This window comes from Candidatus Phytoplasma sp. AldY-WA1 (assembly GCF_020312115.2).
Taxonomy (GTDB): Bacteria; Bacillota_I; Bacilli_A; order Acholeplasmatales; family Acholeplasmataceae; genus Phytoplasma; species Phytoplasma vitis.
Genome location: NZ_JAHRHX020000016.1, coordinates 1 through 18878, shown reverse-complemented (window position 1 = coordinate 18878; position 18878 = coordinate 1). Strand labels below are relative to the sequence as shown.

The following is an 18878-nucleotide window of genomic DNA, read 5'->3' as shown; positions in this document are numbered from 1 at the left end:
AACTTATTAAAAATATCTTTTTTAATTTGCGGTTCAAAAAATCCTAAAACATATTCATTCAAAGGAATTGAAGAATTATTATTAACACCTATCTTTAATCTTTTGAATTGATTTGTATTTAACATTTCTATAATATTTTTTATTCCATTATGCCCCCCATGTCCACCTTTATGTTTTAATTTAAAATTACCAGCTTTTAAATGAATATCATCATGTAAAACCAAAATATCTTGTGTATTAACTTTATATTTTTTAACAATTTTTTCTATAGCTGAACCAGAATTATTCATATAAATTTGTGGTTTTAATAATATAATTGATTTCTTATTTATTTGAACATAGTAAACCAAATTAAATAATTCTTTTTTTAATTTAAAAGGAATTAAATTTTTTTTTAAATAATCTAAAAAAAAATCAATCATCATAAATCCTATGTTATGTGGAGTATTATCATAAATAATACCTGGATTTCCTAAACCGACAATAAGTTTCATTTTCTTTCCTTTAATGTTAAAAAATAAAAAAAGAAAAAAATTTAAACTATTTGCTTAAATTTTTTTTAACTTTTTTTTCTTATTATTAATAAATTTATAAATATAATCAAAAAATAATATTATAAAAATACAAGAAAATAAACAAATATAATGTAAACTTTTTATTTTAGCTGTTCCAAAAAAATTATTTAATGTATTAATGTCTCTTGAAATAATAAAAAATAAAAATAATTCACATAAAATACCGAAATATAAAAGAATATTCTTCTTTTTAAAAGTTTGCCAAAATTGAAATTTATCAGATCTGCAGGCAAAAACATTACCTATCTGAGCAAAAATAACAGCTCCAAAAGCCATAGTAGAAGCGACTTTAAATCCGTTTTCTTGAGATAATTTTTCAAATCCGCCTTTTAAACCTACACCTTTATAAAAAGATAAGAAAAATACTAAGGCTAAAAATCCTTCAACTAAGCCTAAAAAACCATAACCTCTTTTTAATACTTTTTTATCTAATAAACGATCGTTTGCAGTAATAGGTTTTTTTTCTAATAAATCTTTATCAGGTTTTTCTGATCCCAAAGCTATAGCAGGAATTAAATCAGTTATTAAATCTATAGCTAAAATTTGCATAACAGTTAAATAAGGAGGATATCCAAACACTGCCATAAATATAACAGGGAAAATTTGTGGAATATTAGAACTAAATACATAAGTTATAAATTTTTTAATATTATCATAAATACCACGAGCTTCTAAAAGAGCTTTAGGAATAGTAGAGAAATTATCATCTAATAAAATAATATCAGCTGCATTACGAGCAACGTCTTTACCAGATTTACCCATTGCAATACCAATATGAGCAGCTTTCATAGCTAAAATATCGTTAGCTCCGTCTCCAATAACTCCTACTATTTCACCATTAGCACGATAAGCTTCTATAATTCTTAATTTATGTTGCGGAGTTGTACGAGAGCAAAATATTGGTTTAGGAGTTTTTAAAATATCTTGTAATTCTTGTTGAGATATTTTATCAATTTTTTCGCCATCTACATTTAAATATTGATCGTCTTTAACAATACCTACTTGTTTCCCTATAGATATCGCTGTTGGTCCGTAATCTCCTGTAATAACAGTAACTTTTAAACCAGCTTTATATAATTTTTCAATTGAATCACGTACTTCGATTTTAGGAGGATCGTAATTTACTAAAAAACCTAAAAAGACCATGTCTATTTCATCATAATTATCTGTATTAGATTCTATTTTTTTATAAGCAATAGATAATAAACGATAACCTTCACTAGCTAATTCTTCATTATGATTAACAAAAAATTCTTTATCTTTTTGAGAAAATTCCGTTACTTTTTTATTTTTATATTGAAATTTACAATCTTTTAATAAAACACTAGGAGCACCTTTGATAAATAAATATCTTTCGTTCAAATCATAATTTTTTTGAGATAAATTCTTAACTAAAACACTCATTTTTTTAGTTTCTGAAGAAAAAGGATTCATTTTTTCTACTTGAAAATTATTTCTAATTTCATCTATATCCAAACTATATTTACGAGCGGCGATTAAAAAAGAACCTTCTGTGGGGCTACCTATTATTTGAAAATCTTTTTTATTAATAGGATCATCGATTAAATTAGCTTCAGAACACATTATAGCAGAAATAAATAATTTGCTTAAAACCTTATCATGTTTTTCTCTATCTAAATTTTTAAATTCACCTTTTTTATTAAAACCATTACCTGTAATATCAACATATCCTCCAGGGAATAATATTTTACGACAAGTTAATTTATTTTCTGTTAAAGTACCTGTTTTATCAGTACAAATAACAGTAGTAGAATTCAATGTTTCAACTGAAAATAATTGTTTAATTAAAGCATTTTGTTTAGCCATTCTTTGTGAACCGATAGCTAAACTTAAATTAATAGACGGTAATAATCCTTCTGGAATATTCGCTACTAACATTCCTAAAGCTACAGTAATAGACGATTTAAAAATATCTGTCCAAGTTTTACCTGAAACAGTACTATAACGACATATACAAATTAAAAAAACTAAAAAAGCCAAAGATGAAGCGATAATACTAATTACTTTGATAACTTTATGAATTTCTTTTTCAAGAGTACTTACGCCTTTATCAATATTTTGTACTAAATTAGAAACTTCTCCGATTTGAGTATTTCCAGCGATAGAATAAACAATAGCTTTGGCGCTACCTTGTACAACAGTTGTTCCTGCATATACCAAGTTAGGAATTTCAGAAATAACATCAATATTATTAACATTAGGAGTGTAAGTTCTATTTAAAGGAACGATTTCCCCTGTTAACATAGAATTATCAACATAAAAATTATTAGCTTCTACTAATCTAGCATCAGCAGGGATAACACTTCCTAAATCTAAAAAAATTAAATCACCTATTGTTAAATTAATTACATCAATAAATTCTATTTTGCCATCACGATACACTTGAACTTTATTAGGTATCATACTTTCTAAAGAAGATAAAATCTTTCCAGCTTTGCGTTCTTGAAAAAAAGAAAAAACACCATTAACAATAACAACCATAATAATCGCTAAACTTACTGGTTTTTCATTAATACAAAAAGCTAAAAAACCCGCTGTCCATAATAAAAAAGCAAATATAGAAGTAAAATGTTTAATAAATTGTCGGAAAATATTTGTATTTTTATTTGATCTAATAACATTCAAACCATGAATAAGATATCTTTTTTACTTCTTGATTGCTTAAACCATCTTGACTTGTATTAAAATTTTTAAAAACTTCTTCTGAAGATAAACTGCTTATTTTTAAAAGTTCGTTATTTTTCATTATTATTATCTAATTGCCTCTTTTTTAAAAAACATAAATTTTTTGAAAAACAAAAATTTATTTTATATTAAAATATAAAATATATTATTAAATAAATATTTTGAACATAAAAATCAATCTTTATTATTATATAAAAAATTAATAATTTCTTATATTTAACTATTCAATTATATTATTTAAAATTTTTTTAGATTCTATATCAGAAAAAAATTATGATAATTTTTGTTATATTAATTGTAATTTATTATCTTTGAACGAAACATTCTTAAATAAAAGACCATTTCGATAAAAAATACTTATTTTTATTAATAAAAATATTCAAATTAATTGATCTAAAAAATATTTTTCTATATTGTATCATTTTTATTTAATTTTTGATATTTATTTAAATATTTTTGATATTTTTCTCTTTCTAATTTGATTTTGTTAGGATTTGCTTTTTCTATAAATGAATTATTACCTAAAATTTCTTCACTTCTCTTGATTTCTTTTAAAAGCATTTCTTTTTGTTGTTTTAAATTATCTTTAATCGCTGTATTATTAATTTTTTGCCAATTTTTTTTATCTATCCAAATGGATATATTTTTTTCAGAAAATAAACAAACATAATTTTCATCTAAACTATTAATAATTTTAACTTTATTTACTTGAAAAAAAGTTTCTAAAACTGAACTAAAAATTTTTAATTCTTTATTTTTTTCCGAAAGTGTTTCAATATACAAAGTAAACAAATTATTTTTGTTAATTTTACGCAAATGTCTCCAATTACGAAATTGCATAATTAAAGTTTTTAAACTTTGGATATCATCTAAAGATTTTAAATCCGAATAATCAATTTTCGGCCAAGAAGAATGAACGATAGATTTTCCTAAAGTTAAATCTTCATAAATAGCGTCAGTTACAAAAGGAATGAAAGGATGTAATAATTTTAAAATATTTTTCAAAATAAAAAGTAAAAATTTTTGAGTATTTAAATATTCTTTTTCTTTTTTTAAAAAAACTTTTAAAAATTCTAAAAAGAAATTTCCGAATTCTTCCCAAATGAAATGATACAATAATTCTCCTATAATATGAAATTCATATCTTTCATATAAAGAATCAATTTTTTTAATTAATTTTGAAAAATGAGTTAATAAAGCTTTTTCTGGAAATAATAAAAGCTCTTCATTGAAATCAGTTTCTAAAGTCTGAAGATTTAATTTAATTAAACGACTTATATTCCAAATTTTATTAATAAATTTCCAATTATTAATTATTTTATTTTCATCATAACATAAATCAGAACCATTAGAAACATTTGTGGTTAAAAACCATCTTAAAACGTCTGTTCCATATTTATCAATAATTTCTCGCGGCTCGATCCCATTTCCTTTTGATTTAGACATTTTTTGCCCTTTAGAATCTCTTACTAAGCCATGTAATAAAACATTTTTAAAAGGTTTTTTTTTAGTTAAATAAAAACTTTGAATAACCATTTTAGTAACCCAAAAAGTTAAAATATCATAACCAGTAACTAAAACATCTACTGGAAAACGTCTTTCGAAAAAATCATTATTTTCTTGATCCCAACCTAAAGTATTTAAAGGCCACAAAGAAGAAGAAAACCATGTATCTAAAACATCTGTTTCTTGAACAAAACCATTTCCTGGATCTTCAACTTGAACTTTAATTTCTTCATTTTTATACCAAACAGGAATAGAATGACCCCACCATAATTGACGAGATATACACCAATCTTCAACGTTTAATAACCAATTATTAAAAATTTTTAAAAATCTTTGAGGAAAAAAATTTATATTATGTTGTTTTAAAACAAAAGAAGATAATTCTTTCATTTTCAAAAACCATTGTAAAGATAATCTTGGTTCAATCATAGATCCTGAAATGCTAGAAAAACCTACCATATGTTTATGTTCTTTTATCATAGAAAGTAAATTAATTTTTTCTAAATCATTAATTAATTTTTGACGACATTCTAAAATACTTAAATTTTGATATTTTTCGGCTATTTCATTCATAGTACCGTTTTCATTTATACATAAAATAGATTTTAAATTATTTTTCTTCCCTATTCTAAAATCATTTTCATCATGAGCAGGAGTTATTTTTACCACTCCTGTTCCGAATTCCATATCAACAGAATCATCTGTAATTACAGAAATTACTCTATTAGTAAATGGTATTAAAACTTTTTTACCAATCCAATCACAATATCTTGAATCTTCAGGATTAACAGCTAAAGCTTGATCAGCAAAAATCGTTTCAGGTCTTGTAGTAGCAACTTCTAAAAAGAGATTAGAATCATTAAATAAAAAATATTTTAGATAAAAAAGTTTTCCTTGAATTTCTCGATAATTAACTTCTATATTAGATAAAGTTGTCTTAATAACAGGATCCCAATTAATAATTTTATAATCACGGTAAATTAAATTATCTTTATATAATTTAATGAAAACTTTTTCCACTGTTTTAGTTAAAGGAGAATCTAAAGTAAATTTTTCATATTTATAATCTAAAAATAAACCTAATGAAGCCCATTGCTCACGAATAATTTTAGAATAATCTTCTTTCCATAAAGAAGCGTATTTTAAAAAAATTTCTTTAGTTAAATTTTGGTCTAAGAATCCTTCTTCTCTTAGTTTTTGTTTTATTTTGTTTTGGGTCGCTATTCCTGCATGATCCATTCCAGGCAAAAAAAGAATATCATAACCTAACATTTTTTTTCTTCGAACTAAAATATCTTGTAAAGTGTTATTCCAGGCGTGTCCTAAATGAAGTTTTCCTGTAATATTTGGAGGAGGAATAACAATAGTAAAAACTTGTTTTTTTAAATTATTTTCAGTTCTAAAGTAATCTTTATTTAACCACTTTTGATATCTTTCTTTTTCTATTGTTTGAAAAGAATATTTGGCTTTCATAATATATTTTTTTACCCTATTTAAAATTAATTAACATCTTTTAAAATTTATTATCATAAAATAAAAACACTAAAAAAACAATTTTAAATATTTATAAATCTATTTTAGAATAGATGAAATCAATAATATTATTTAATCCATCTTTTGTTTTACAAGATAATAAATACATTAGTATTTCATTGTAACCTAATTGTTCAAAAATTTCTCGAATTTGTTTAAATCTGTTTATAACCTTATTCGATGAAACTTTATCTTTTTTATTTAAAATTAAACAAGGTTTAAAATTAGATTGTCTTAATAGTCGATATATTTCTATATCTAAAAAAGTAGGCCCTACTTTAAAATCTATAAATTGAAAAATAATTTTAATATCAAAATTTTTTTGTAAAAAATTATTAATCATTTTAACAACACTTTTTTTAACTTGCAAACTTTTTTTCATGTAACCATAACCAGGAGAATCTACTAAATAAAAAGAATCATTTAATAAAAAATAATTTAAAGTAATTGTTTTACCAGGAGTTTTCGATACTAAAGCCATTTTTTTATTATTAACTAAAGCATTAATAAACGAACTCTTACCAACATTACTTCTTCCGATTAAAAAAATCTCTGATAATTGAGGTAAGGGGCGATATTTTAAATCAATAATACTTTTTAAAAAAAGAACTTTGTTAATCACTTTAATTTTTACCTTAATTTAAATATTTAAATATTTTTTTAATATATAAAATTTAATCAATATCAATAATTATATAATATTATAACAGCTCTTATAACTAATATATTCGAAAAATTAAATTTAATTTATTTTTAACTAAAAAATTATTAAATAACTAATTTATATCAAATTTAAAAAATATACAACATAGACAAATATATTAATATTATTTTGTATAATTATCAAAATTATTATTTATTTTTAAGTAATTAAAAAAACAATTTTTTTATTTTCTAATTATTTTTATTTATTAAAAAATCAAATTTCGAATTATAATAAAAAATCGAACTTAAATAAGTTCGATTTTTATTTTTATATTTAATAAATTTGAGAAAAGTCATAATATTTATATGAATGAATACTACTTTTTAGATGATTAATTTTTTTAATTCTTTGAGATTCATTATTATATTTATAAGTGTATAAAACAAAATTTCTTTTTTTAAATCCATATATAAAACTAAAAAAATTATTTCTTCTTTTAAAAATATCAGCATAATGAATTTTATTAATCATTTGTCCTTCGTCATTATAAACATAATGAAAAATACTTTTTTTTAAAGAATTATTTTCATCAGAAAAAAATTTTATTTTAGCCATTAATTGACTTTTTTTATTATATTTATATTTTGTTTGAAATTTATTTTTATGATTTCTCGAAATAATAATTTTATTTTGATTATTATATTCAAATGTTTTTATTAATTTATGATTTTCAAAATCATATATTGAAACAATTTGATTTTCGTCGTTATATTGATAAATATGAGTTTTATTTGTATCTATATAACATTTGTTTATTATTTTTCCTTGATAATCATAATTATAAATAATTTCTATTCTATCATTTAGATCGTTATATTTTGAAACAGGTTTATAATTCCAAGAACAATCTTTTTGAAAAATATTTTCATCATTATCTTTTATTTTTTCAAAAAAAGGAAGAACATTTTTATTTTCATGAACAGCACATATTTTAAAAATATTATAATTAAAATAAATAAAAAATATAATAATAATAAAAAATTTTAAAAAATATTTATGAATTTTTTTTAGATTTGAATACATATTTACTTTCTAATTATTTTCTAAATTTATTTTAGAGATTATCTCTCAAATAAACCATCATAAGTATATATTAAAATCATCTATTTAAGATATTAAAAAAATAAAAATCAATTTTAGCTTTAAGATTTATTCTTTATCAACAAAAAAATTTATTTTTTAAAAATTAAAAAATCAGGAAAAGAAAAATTATAAGAATTTACTTTTATATTTAATTTCTTAATTTGATAAATATTTTTATTTGAATCAGATTTAGCATAAATATAAATAAAAATAAGTCTTAATATATCTTGATTATTTTTCAAAATCATTTCCGAAGCTTTAAAATAATTTTTTTTCTCTAAAAGTTCTTGAACAAAAACATTAATATTTTGACGATGAAAAAGATTTTTTTTATCTAAAAATAATCTTTTTTTTTCTTTCAAATTAAATTCTATTTCTTCAGGAATTGTTTTCAATATAGATAAAGTTATTTCTTTTTTGGGAGCTCTTGGTTTATAAAAAGAAAATTCATCTAAATTTTTAATATTCCATAAATTACAAAAAGAGGAAAAATCTATTTTATCACATAAAATTAATTTAATAGTATTATTCAAAATATTTTCTAAATTTTTTTTTCGATTGCTAAAAAATAAAATCTTATCACAAGCTATTTGTAAATATTGTTCATTCTTTTGATCTATAATTTTAATCAATTTATCTGTTGATGATAAATTTGTTTTAATTTCTTGAATTTGTTTTTGAATCAAATTATTAATATCTTCTTTAGGGTTATTATTTATATTTTTGATTTGTTCCTTCATTTTTTCAAAATAAATAGGATTCGTTTCTATTTCTTCAATAAAGAAATCAATTTGAATACAATATTTTAAAAAATTATCAGTTGTTTTTAAAATATAATAAGAAGAATCGAAAAAATTCTTTTTATAATCTGATAATAATTGTTCTAAAATATTTTGTAAATTATAATTAAAATTAATATTAATTAATTGATTATAAAATCGAAAAATATTAGCTTTTAAAATTTTCAGTTTGGTAACAAGACTTTTTGTTTTTAAAATAGCTTCTTGAAAATTAGTATACTTTTTGGTAGTAAGAAAAGATTTTAGAAGAGAATAAACACTATAAATATTTCCAATAGATTCTGAATTAATATGATTAAGAGTTTTTTTGAAAAAATAAATCATATCTAAACTATAATCAAAAAAATTTAAATTAATAATATTATAACTAACTTTTTCTTCACTTAGCCAACCATTTTTATTAAACAAAGTAATAACTCTTGAAGCTTTTTGTCGATTATTAGTAATCATTTCTTTTTCGTCTTCTTCTTGAAATAAAATTTTAGACTTTTCATCGAAATATTTTTCTAACACATTTAAAGCTATATTTTTATCAATATCAAAATTATCATCTTCATTAGATAATTCCTCTAAAAGAATAAGACAGTCGACATAAATATCTTTATTTACGGAAGACAACAATTGAAAAAAATTAGAAGGAATAATTTTAAATAAACAAGACATATATTTACATCCTTAAATATTTAAATTTTTAGAAATAAATGAAAAATTTATAATAATTTTATATTTATTTCTAAAAAAAATATATATATTAAAAACGAGATAAAAATTTATCTCGTTTTATCAAATTTATCAGCAATCCAATTACCAATTAAATTTACAATTTGAACTAATAAAAATATGATTATAATATATGTTAAAGTTAATTCTAATTGATTAAATCCTGCTTTTTTAAAATTAAGATTGCCATCGTTCCATCCATATGTATAAATTATACCGATCAAACCAGCTTGGCCTAAAATATGCAAAACACTAGAATAAGCTAATGCAGAAATAAAAAGCGAAACCAATTTTAATATTAAAAAGGATCTAGATTCTTTTAATAAAAAATATATAATAAATTGTTTTTTACTAGCTCCTAAAGTGTAAGCTGTTTGATAAATTTCTGGATTAATTTGTAAAAATACTTGTTCACAATTACGAGAGAAAACACAAATTAAAACAAAACTTAAACAAAAAAGAGCTGCTTTAAATCCATAATAACATCTAAAATTTGGTCCTAAAAAATGATTAGTTATTAAAATAACTAACATCAAATACGGAGTAGAAATAACAATATTAATAAAATTATTTATTAAAAAATAAGTTTTTGTTTTATTTTTTATTTTTAATAAATATAAATATATAGCTAATAAAAAACCTAAAATAGAAGAAATAAAACAAGATAAAAAAATTAATTTGACAGTTGCTAATAATCCTTCTAAAACTAAATAATTACTATTAGAAAAATAACTATTATGGCGATAACTTAAAACTTTAAAAAAAGAAAAAAAGAAATTTCTCATAATTAATTATTAAAAATATTGATTAATTTTATTTGTTATTTTTTCTATCTCGTTAGAAGGTATAAAATCTCCGTTTTTATATTTGTCTTGAAAAAAAATAATTATATCCTGCATACTTAAAATCGATTTTAATTCTTTTATTAATTCGTTATCTTTATATTTTTCTTTTATTATCAACGAAATTGTATTAGTTATAGCGAAGTCATTAATTTCAGGTTTTGTGTATTTTTGAATAACATCTATTTCGCCATTTGTAACTCCTGCAATCGCGGGATAATTAATAAATAAATCATATTCACTATCTTTAAATAATTGAACACTATCTAATAAAGTAACTCCGGATGGTATACATATTTCTATATTTTTCGGAATATCAAAATCATTTTTGTCTAAAAAATATCTTTTATCTTTTATTTTTTGTTCCGTATCTTTTGAAATTTCTTTTCTCGATATAATTTTTAATTTTTCTAAAAAACGTAACATAATATTAATTTGTGCTTTATTATCGCAAATTAAAATCTTTATTGGTTCACTCTCTTGTTTTTTTATTCTCTCAAAATCTTCCCAATTTTTTATTTTATTTTTATTTTTTCTAGGTTTTTTGGTATTATATAATCCAATATGAGGCCAATATAAAGGATGAGCAACCATTATTGAATCAGAAAATTGTCCTTTATCATTCTCATCAATAGAATAAGATAAATGAGAATCTAATTTAGCAATTACTTCATCATTCATTAATAATTTATGTGTTTGTGCATATTCATTAAAAATAAATTGTAAGTCCAACTCCATACCTTTTTCTTGTAATCTATTTTTAATCTGATCTGATGTCAAAAAATCTTTTACATTAGATAAAGCAGTAACAATTTTTAATTTTTTGGTCGTGTCTTTTCCTTTATTATTTATGAAAAACAACCATCCACCAACAATCGAAACAATAATAATTAAAATAAAACCAATTTTTAAATACAAAAATTTTTGTATTTTATTCACTTTATTTGTTCCAAACTATTTTTTATTTGTTTAAAAAAATTTCTTTATAAGACAAAGATTTAAAATAATAAGAAGGTTTTAAATCTATAATTTGTTCTATTTGATTTTTATTCAAAATAGCAACCGAATTACATAAGGTTTTTATAACTGAGCTATCATGAGAAACTATCACAATAGTTGTTTTTTTTATTTGATTTATTTTATAAAATAATTTTAAAATATTTTTGCTAACTGTTTCATCCAAAGATGAAGTAGGTTCGTCGCAAAAAATAATTTTAGGATTATAAACTAAAGTTCTAGCAATAGCTGTCCTTTGTTTCTGACCTCCTGAAATTTGTTTAGGATATAACTCAACACAATCGGACAATCCCACAAATTTTATAACTTCTAATACTTTTATTTTAATTTCTTCTTTAGGATAATTTCTTATTTTTAAAGGTAAAGCTATATTATCAAAAATATTTAAATTAGATAAAAGATTAAAATTTTGCCAAATAGTACCGCTTTCTCGATAAGTAAAATTTTTAAAAATTTTAGTTTCTTTTCTTTTATCAGGTTGTTCTAAACCATTCATTATTTTTAACAAAGTAGTTTTACCAGAACCAGTTTTACCTACTAAACCGAAAATTTTTCCTTCAAAAATATTTAGATTTATTTTTTTCAAAATAGAAATATTTTTTTTATTGCTTGAATAAGTTTTATAAAGATTTTCTATTCTCAACATTATTTCTAAAAATAATAAATTCTTTCTAATTTTAATTTAAAAATATTTTATTTTTTTACATTTTATTGAAATAAAATGTAAAAAAATAAAATTAAAATAATTCAACTAAATATTTTATATTTATCTTATTGTATATTTATCATTTGTAATAATAATTTCCAAGGCATACTAGCGCATTTGAATCTGCCAGGAAAATCTTTAATCGTCTCAAAAACAAGTAATTCTTCATCTAATAATTGTGGATCAAAAATTTCATTTTTTAACATATTACAAAAATGTTTTATTTTTTTTATAGCTAATATTAAATCATTTTTTTTTAAGTAAATAGACATTAAAGAAGCGGAAGCGGTTAAAATAGCACATCCTTGAACTTCATATTTAATATCTACAATATCTTTATTTTCAAATTTAACTTGAAGAATTATTTCATCACTACAAGAAATATTTTTTTCTTTCATAACACAATAATGAATTAGCTCATTGTTTTTAATTAAACCTTTATTAAAAGGATTACGATAATGTTTAATTATTAAATCACGATATAATTGATTCATCTTTTTAACAAAACCTTCTGCATATTCATTAAAATAAATAAAACTAAAATCTATATTTTTTTAAAATTTAAAAATAATCAAAGCATTAATTTTATTTTTTTTTGTTAGCAAAATATATTTAGAACATAAAGATGTTTCAAAATCTAAAACATAATCTACTTTATCAATAGATTTATTAAAAATCTTAATAGATTTGGATATTATCAATGTTCTAGCTTTCTTTTTAGAATCGGCTAATTTCGTTTCTAATAAGGCGTTGACTAGAGAAATTTTTTTTTCTTTAACTTCTATAGAAACTAAATATTTTTTCAATAAAAAAAAATCATTTTCATTTAACACTTTTGATTTATCAAAAAACAAAATATTATTAACTTCGAAACATTCTTTGAAAATTTCTTTTCCATGAACAAAAGAAACAATTTGTTTAGCTAATTCTTTTTGAGCTAACCTATAAGAAGGTTTTAACTTAACTTCTTTTTCTAATTCTAAAATTTTATCCACTTCTAATAAGGTTAGCATTTTCAAATAATTAATAACATTTTGATCATCAACATTTAAGAAAAATTGATAAATTTGATAAGGAGTTGTTAGTTTTTCATCTAACCAAATGGCATTTTTTTCGCTTTTTCCAATTTTAACTCCTTTATTATCTAATAAAAGAGAACTACTCATTCCAAAAGGTTTTTTGGATAATTTATCTAAATTTTTTTTTCTAATCAATTCTAACCCAGAAGTAATATTTCCCCATTGATCAGAACCACCTAATTGTAAATTAACATCATATTTTTTATATAAAAAATAAAAATCTAAAGATTGTAAAATTATATAAGAAAATTCAGTATAAGAAATACCTTTATCTAATCTTTTAGCTATTTTTTCTTTAGAAATCATATAATTAACATTAAAATATTTTCCGTAATCTCTTAAAAAATCAATAAGATTAATTTTAGATATCCATTCATAATTATCAACAAAAATAACTTTATCTTTCGGTAAAATTTTCATTAATTGTTTTTTAATTTTAACAAAATTTTTATCAACATCTTCTAAAGATAATAATTTTCTTTCTTCTTTTTCTTTCGGATCACCTATCAAAGAAGTAGCTCTTCCAAGTAAAATAAAAGGATTATGTCCTTTCTTTTGTAATAATAAAATAATTGTAATTTGAACTAAATGACCAATAGTTAAAGAAATAGCAGTCGGATCGAAACCACAATAAAAATTAATTTTTCCTTGGTTCAAAAGTTTTTCTAATTCTTTTTCATTACTCAAATCTTTAACCAAATTACGCCATTTTAATTCTTGGAATAAAAACACAAAAAACCTCTTATCTATTTATATATTTACAAAATTAAAAAAATAAAATAATTAATATTAATTAATTATTTTTTTTCTTTAATTTTAATAGCTTTATTTGATAATTTTCTAATATAATACAATTTAGATCTACGTACTATACTACGACGTACAATCTCTATTTTTTCATAACAAGGAGAATGTACCGGAAAAATACGTTCTACTCCTACTCCTGCGTAAACTTTTCTAACAGTAAAAGTTTCAGAAATACGACTTCCTTTGCGGCTAATAACTATACCTTCAAAAACTTGGATTCTTTTTTTGTTTCCTTCTTCAATTTTATCAAAAACTTTTATAGTATCTCCTGGTTTAAAATCAGGGATGTTTCTTAAATTTTTTTCATTAATTGAATGAATTAATTGTTGACCTTTAAAATTCATTTTCTATTCCTTCATTTTCTTCTTTTTGAATTTCTATTAACAATTTTTGTGATTCTAAATCTAAATTTATTTTTTCTAATAAATCTGGTCTTTTTAAAAAAGTATTTCTTAAACTTTCTTTTTGGCGCCATTTAGCAATTTTAGAATGATTTCCAGATAAAAGAATTTTAGGAACTTTATGTTCTTTATAATTTTGAGGTTTAGTATACTGAGGATATTTTAATAAACCTGTTTGATGTGAATCACGAAGATAAGATTCTTGTTTAATGACCCCTGGTAAAAGCCTAATCAAAACATTCATTAAAATAATAGCTCCGAATTCTCCTCCAGTTAAAATATAATCTCCTATTGAAACCTCTTCATCAACATAATTTAAAATTCTTTCATCTACACCTTCATAATTTCCACATAAAATTATTAAATGAGAATAATCTTTTGAATATTTAATAGCTTTATATTGATTCAATAAATTGCCTTGTGGAGATAATAAAATTACCTTTGTTCTATCCGTCCTTTTTATTTTTTGTAAACATTCATAAAAAGGAGGAAAAGATAATAACATTCCATCGTCTCCGCCATATGGAGTATCATCAACTTGATGATGTTTATTTTGACTGTATTTTCTTAAATCATGAATATTAATTTGAACTTTATTCTTTTCTTGAGCTCTTTTCATAATTGAATTATTTAAAAGATTGTCAAAAAAATTAGGAAAAATAGTAATAATATCAAATTGCATTATTTTATTTTAAATTAATATTTTTTTGTTTTTTAGCTCTTTTTAATAAATTAGTAACAGTTTTAGTTTTTTGAGAACCAACTGATAACCATTTTTTAACTTTATCTAAATCTACATCGATTAAATTACGAAATGGTTCATAAGTTCCTAAAATTTCTAAAAATTTTCCGTCTCTTTTGTTACGAGATTCCATAGACACTATACGATAAAAAGGTCTTTTATGGTTACCTAAACGTTGTAAACGTATTTTTGTTGCCATTTTAAATAACTCTCTTTCTTAAAATTAATAATTTTGATTTTAAATTTTAATTTGATGAATCTAGTCTCTATTAGTACTACCGAATAATAATATTAAAAGATCAAATATTCTGTAAAAAATTACAATAAAAAGTGTTACAAAACCTAAAGATAATTGCCATTCATATTCAATTGGCATACTATTCATAATAATATTATCAACATAACGAAAATGTTCGATTAATATTAATGTTGCAAATACAATCATAAATAAATTAATAGGAATACATATCATAGCATACAATGCTTGCCCACAACAAAACAATGTAACAAATTCTATTATAAACAATACAAAAAATATATAGCTCATTTTTTTTATTAATTGAGAATTGTCGACCTCTAATAAAGATCCTTTATAATACAAATATGATGTAACTCCGAAAACCGAAGCAGTAGCAAATAAAGCAATTAAACAAATAGGCATAATATTAGGCATAACATTTTTGAATAAATTCAACATAATTCCTAATGGAATACCTGTAAATATCGAATAAACAAAAGAACATACCTTGGACGCTTCAACAGATCTAGTCCCAATAATAGAAGCAAAACAAGTTATCAATGAAAAAATAATAGATAAAATATAAATATTTTTTATATCACTTATAAAATAGTTTGAAAAAAAATAACTTACACCCGAAAAAAAAGAAGTAATAAGTAATAATATAATTGTTTTTGTAGCTATTCCTGCACGTGTTACTCTATTTTGATAAATAATATTTGTTCCAGAAGTAAAGAAAAAATTCTCTTTAATTCTTTCAAAAGATCCACTTATTTTAATTTTATCTCTTAACATTTTTTAAATCCTCTCTTCTATTATCTGATTTAAACAAGAAGAATACTTCATTTTTTTTAATTAATTTAAAAATAAAAAAATACATAAATATTATATTATATATACTAATTATAATATTTTTTTATAATATTTGCTTAAAAAAATATTTTTTAAGCAAATATTATAATTCTAAATGAAATTTATAATTAACAATCATTAATCTTAAAAAATTATTGACAATTTTATTATTCTGATATAATTTTTAAATTATCTTGTTTGATTTCTAACATTACCTTATTATCATCGCTTTCTTTTTGTAAAAGTTCTAATTTATTTTTTAACTCTTGTTCGTTTAAAAAAGGAATATTAGCGTAATTTAAAGATAAAGAAGTTGCTTCGTTGATATTTTTTACTTTAACAAAAACCGGAACTATAGGATGAAATTTAGATAAAGCAATAGCATATTTTTTATCATCAACAACAATTGCTAATACAGGATATTGTAAAGAAATTTGAATCGCACCAAAAGCTAAAAAATCTTCAGGTTCTTCAGAATTATAAAATTGAGATATAAAATCGTAATTAACATTTTTTTCGGCTTCTTTTTGGATTTTAGCCATTGTCATAACTGCTTTTTCTGGATAAAGCCCTGAAGCTGATTCGCCTGATAACATTGTAGCAGTTGCACCTTCTAAAACAGCGTTATAAACATCACTTGTTTCTGCTTTAGTAGGACGAGGGTTTTTTTGCATAGATTCTAACATTTGAGTAGCTACAATAACAGGTTTTCCTGCATGTAAACAACTTTGAATTATATTTGTTTGATAAGAAGGAACTAATTCGCTATCAATTTCAATTCCTAAATCTCCACGAGCGATCATAATACCATCAGAAAACTCAATAATATCATCTAAATTATCTAAACCTTCTTGATTTTCTATTTTAGAAATAATTTTTACATTATGTTCTTTTTTAGAATTTAAAAGTTTCTTAACATCAAAAAGATCTTCTTTTCTTCTTACAAATGAAAGAGCCAAAAAATCATATTTATGTTTACAAGCAAATAAAATATCATTTTTATCTTTTTCAGAAATATAAGGCATTTGTAATCTAATATTAGGAACATTAACTCCTCTACGTGATTTTACTACATGAGTATTATTAGCTTTAGCAACTAATTCCCGTTTTTGCGAATCTTTTTTAATCACTTCTAAAGTTAAATAACCATCATCAATAAAAATAAAATTACCTTCTTTAATATCATCATATAAATCATAAGTTAAAGAAAATTTATCTTTAGTGCCTAAAACTTCATTAAAACAAATTATTATTTCAGAATCTTTTTCGATTTGAACTGATCCATCAAAATTATGAGTTCTAATTTCAGGTCCTTTAGTGTCAAGCATTGTTCCTAAATAACTATTATTTTCTTGATTAATTTCTTTAATAATTTGTAAAATTCTTTCACTACCTTCATAATTAGCATGAGAAAAATTAAAACGAGCTATACAAAGGCCATTTTTAACTAAATTACTTAAAATTTCTTTTTTATCACAAGCAGGTCCTAATGTAGATACTAATTTCACTTTATTAATCATTTTGGAATAAACTTTCTTTTATTTTTTTTAAAAAACATTAAATATTTTTTTATCTGTTAGAACTGAAAAGCCAACTAAGCCAACCTGTCAAACTTAAAAACCAGATTAATCTGTTTTTTAATCTGTATTTCTATCACCATTGTAACGAATAATTTCCATTTCTGTAGAATCATTTTGAACTGTTCTTAATTCTTCTTCTTTTTGAGTTAAAGCGTTTTTAACTGTTTTTAATTCTTCTTCTTTTTGAGTTAAAGCGTTTTTAACTGTTTTTAATTCTTCTTCTTTTTGAGTTAAAGCGTTTTGAGTTGTTGTTAAAGCTTTTGTTTTTGTTCTTAAATCATTTTGAGATTTTATTACACCTGATTCAGAATCTTTATTTGTTTCGCCGCCTGGTTCAGAACCTTTTTGAAACCAAGTAAACGGATTTAAAAAACCAAAAGAAACACTAGAACCTTTATTTGTTTCGTCTGATTCAGAACCTTTTTGAAACCAAGTAAACGGATTTAAAAAACCAGTTATTTCTTTTTTTATTGAAGCTAATACGTCTGTTTTTAATTCTCCAATTTGATATTGTAAATTTTCACTAGTTTTCTTGATTTCTGTTTTTACTGAAGCTAATACATCGTCTTTATCTTTTCGAAGAGAAGAATCCCATTCATCGACAATTTTATTTAAATTTTCACTAGTTTTGTTGATTTCTGTTTTTACTGAAGCTAATACGTCTGTTTTTAATTCTCCAATTTGATATTGTAAATTTTCACTAGTTTTGTTGATTTCTGTTTTTACTGAAGCTAATACGTCTTTTTTTAATTCTCCCATTTGATATTGTAAATTTTCACTAGTTTTGTTGATTTCTGTTTTTGCTGAAGCTAACACGTCTTTTTTTATTTCGTCTTTATCGTTTTGAAGAGAAGAATCCCATTTATCCACAATTTTATTTAAATTTTCACTAGTTTTGCGGATTTCTTCTAAAATATCTTTTTTAACCGAAGAACTGATGTCACCTGTAAAAGCAATTGTTTTATTACATATAAATACAACCACC

General features: G+C 21.9%; 18 protein-coding genes. All 18 read right to left on the bottom strand.

All coding sequences use genetic code 11. The features are described 5' to 3' along the window. Positions 1-494 (bottom strand): aminoacyl-tRNA hydrolase (gene pth, locus KTO59_RS02210; RefSeq protein WP_284928404.1); only part of this gene is annotated, 494 nt, incomplete at its 3' end. 54 nt (positions 495-548) lie between these two features. Beyond that, positions 549-3221: a cation-translocating P-type ATPase gene (locus KTO59_RS02205; RefSeq protein ID WP_320412675.1), complete on the bottom strand. Its 2673-nt coding sequence runs from the start codon at positions 3219-3221 to the stop codon at positions 549-551. After that, positions 3208-3342, bottom strand: a complete 135-nt coding sequence (locus KTO59_RS04515) for a hypothetical protein (RefSeq protein ID WP_320412674.1) — start codon at positions 3340-3342, stop codon at positions 3208-3210. The genes KTO59_RS02205 and KTO59_RS04515 overlap by 14 nt, the downstream gene beginning before the upstream one ends. A 347-nt stretch (positions 3343-3689) precedes the next feature. Next, entirely contained in the window at positions 3690-6260 is a 2571-nt protein-coding gene (locus tag KTO59_RS02200; protein ID WP_284928403.1) for a valine--tRNA ligase, read from the bottom strand. Between the two features lie 91 nt (positions 6261-6351). Next, on the bottom strand, positions 6352-6942 hold the full coding sequence (gene yihA, locus KTO59_RS02195) for a ribosome biogenesis GTP-binding protein YihA/YsxC (RefSeq protein ID WP_225696041.1): 591 nt from the start codon (positions 6940-6942) through the stop codon (positions 6352-6354). A 357-nt stretch (positions 6943-7299) separates the two neighbouring features. Beyond that, a complete protein-coding gene (locus KTO59_RS02190) occupies positions 7300-8049 on the bottom strand; it encodes a hypothetical protein (RefSeq protein ID WP_225696040.1) in 750 nt (249 codons plus the stop codon). Between the two features lie 149 nt (positions 8050-8198). Further along, positions 8199-9572 (bottom strand): Wadjet anti-phage system protein JetA family protein, encoded by a 1374-nt coding sequence (locus KTO59_RS02185; RefSeq protein WP_284928402.1) that lies wholly within the window; start codon positions 9570-9572, stop codon positions 8199-8201. A 107-nt stretch (positions 9573-9679) separates the two neighbouring features. Continuing rightward, entirely contained in the window at positions 9680-10414 is a 735-nt protein-coding gene (locus tag KTO59_RS02180; protein ID WP_225696038.1) for an ABC transporter permease subunit, read from the bottom strand. Between the two features lie 9 nt (positions 10415-10423). Beyond that, positions 10424-11410 (bottom strand): hypothetical protein, encoded by a 987-nt coding sequence (locus tag KTO59_RS02175; RefSeq protein WP_225696037.1) that lies wholly within the window; start codon positions 11408-11410, stop codon positions 10424-10426. 22 nt (positions 11411-11432) lie between these two features. Then, positions 11433-12134, bottom strand: a complete 702-nt coding sequence (locus tag KTO59_RS02170; RefSeq protein WP_225696036.1) for an ATP-binding cassette domain-containing protein — start codon at positions 12132-12134, stop codon at positions 11433-11435. 125 nt (positions 12135-12259) lie between these two features. Next, entirely contained in the window at positions 12260-12688 is a 429-nt protein-coding gene (gene sufU, locus KTO59_RS02165) for a Fe-S cluster assembly sulfur transfer protein SufU (RefSeq protein WP_284928401.1), read from the bottom strand. Positions 12689-12748: 60 nt separating this feature from the next. Beyond that, the gene (gene tyrS / locus KTO59_RS02160) at positions 12749-14005 is read right to left on the bottom strand and encodes a tyrosine--tRNA ligase (RefSeq protein WP_225696034.1); all 1257 of its coding nucleotides are present in this window, start codon (positions 14003-14005) and stop codon (positions 12749-12751) included. A 65-nt stretch (positions 14006-14070) separates the two neighbouring features. After that, positions 14071-14424: a 50S ribosomal protein L19 gene (rplS, locus tag KTO59_RS02155; RefSeq protein WP_225696033.1), complete on the bottom strand. Its 354-nt coding sequence runs from the start codon at positions 14422-14424 to the stop codon at positions 14071-14073. Then, entirely contained in the window at positions 14414-15163 is a 750-nt protein-coding gene (trmD, locus tag KTO59_RS02150) for a tRNA (guanosine(37)-N1)-methyltransferase TrmD (RefSeq protein ID WP_225696032.1), read from the bottom strand. Before trmD ends, rplS begins: the two co-directional genes overlap by 11 nt. A 4-nt stretch (positions 15164-15167) precedes the next feature. Next, positions 15168-15422 carry a 30S ribosomal protein S16 gene (gene rpsP / locus KTO59_RS02145; protein ID WP_284928398.1) on the bottom strand — a complete coding sequence of 85 codons (255 nt, stop codon included), beginning with the start codon at positions 15420-15422 and terminating at the stop codon, positions 15168-15170. Between the two features lie 60 nt (positions 15423-15482). Next, the gene (locus tag KTO59_RS02140) at positions 15483-16256 is read right to left on the bottom strand and encodes a Bax inhibitor-1/YccA family membrane protein (RefSeq protein ID WP_284928397.1); all 774 of its coding nucleotides are present in this window, start codon (positions 16254-16256) and stop codon (positions 15483-15485) included. A gap of 224 nt (positions 16257-16480) precedes the next feature. Continuing rightward, complete coding sequence (gene pyk / locus KTO59_RS02135; protein WP_263864473.1) at positions 16481-17833, bottom strand: pyruvate kinase; 1353 nt, start codon at positions 17831-17833, stop codon at positions 16481-16483. A 117-nt stretch (positions 17834-17950) separates the two neighbouring features. Further along, a partial coding sequence (locus KTO59_RS02130; RefSeq protein WP_284928396.1) for a hypothetical protein occupies positions 17951-18878 on the bottom strand: 928 nt, incomplete at its 5' end.

Coding starts and splice junctions, on each gene's coding strand:
- KTO59_RS02180 (WP_225696038.1), bottom strand. CDS start 10,414: ATGAGAAATTTCTTTTTTTCTTTTTTTAAAGTTTTAAGTTATCGCCAT.
- KTO59_RS02185 (WP_284928402.1), bottom strand. CDS start 9,572: ATGTCTTGTTTATTTAAAATTATTCCTTCTAATTTTTTTCAATTGTTG.
- sufU (WP_284928401.1), bottom strand. CDS start 12,688: ATGAATCAATTATATCGTGATTTAATAATTAAACATTATCGTAATCCT.
- rpsP (WP_284928398.1), bottom strand. CDS start 15,422: ATGGCAACAAAAATACGTTTACAACGTTTAGGTAACCATAAAAGACCT.
- KTO59_RS02140 (WP_284928397.1), bottom strand. CDS start 16,256: ATGTTAAGAGATAAAATTAAAATAAGTGGATCTTTTGAAAGAATTAAA.
- pyk (WP_263864473.1), bottom strand. CDS start 17,833: ATGATTAATAAAGTGAAATTAGTATCTACATTAGGACCTGCTTGTGAT.
- KTO59_RS02190 (WP_225696040.1), bottom strand. CDS start 8,049: ATGTATTCAAATCTAAAAAAAATTCATAAATATTTTTTAAAATTTTTT.
- trmD (WP_225696032.1), bottom strand. CDS start 15,163: ATGCAATTTGATATTATTACTATTTTTCCTAATTTTTTTGACAATCTT.
- KTO59_RS02170 (WP_225696036.1), bottom strand. CDS start 12,134: ATGTTGAGAATAGAAAATCTTTATAAAACTTATTCAAGCAATAAAAAA.
- KTO59_RS04515 (WP_320412674.1), bottom strand. CDS start 3,342: ATGAAAAATAACGAACTTTTAAAAATAAGCAGTTTATCTTCAGAAGAA.
- KTO59_RS02200 (WP_284928403.1), bottom strand. CDS start 6,260: ATGAAAGCCAAATATTCTTTTCAAACAATAGAAAAAGAAAGATATCAA.
- rplS (WP_225696033.1), bottom strand. CDS start 14,424: ATGAATTTTAAAGGTCAACAATTAATTCATTCAATTAATGAAAAAAAT.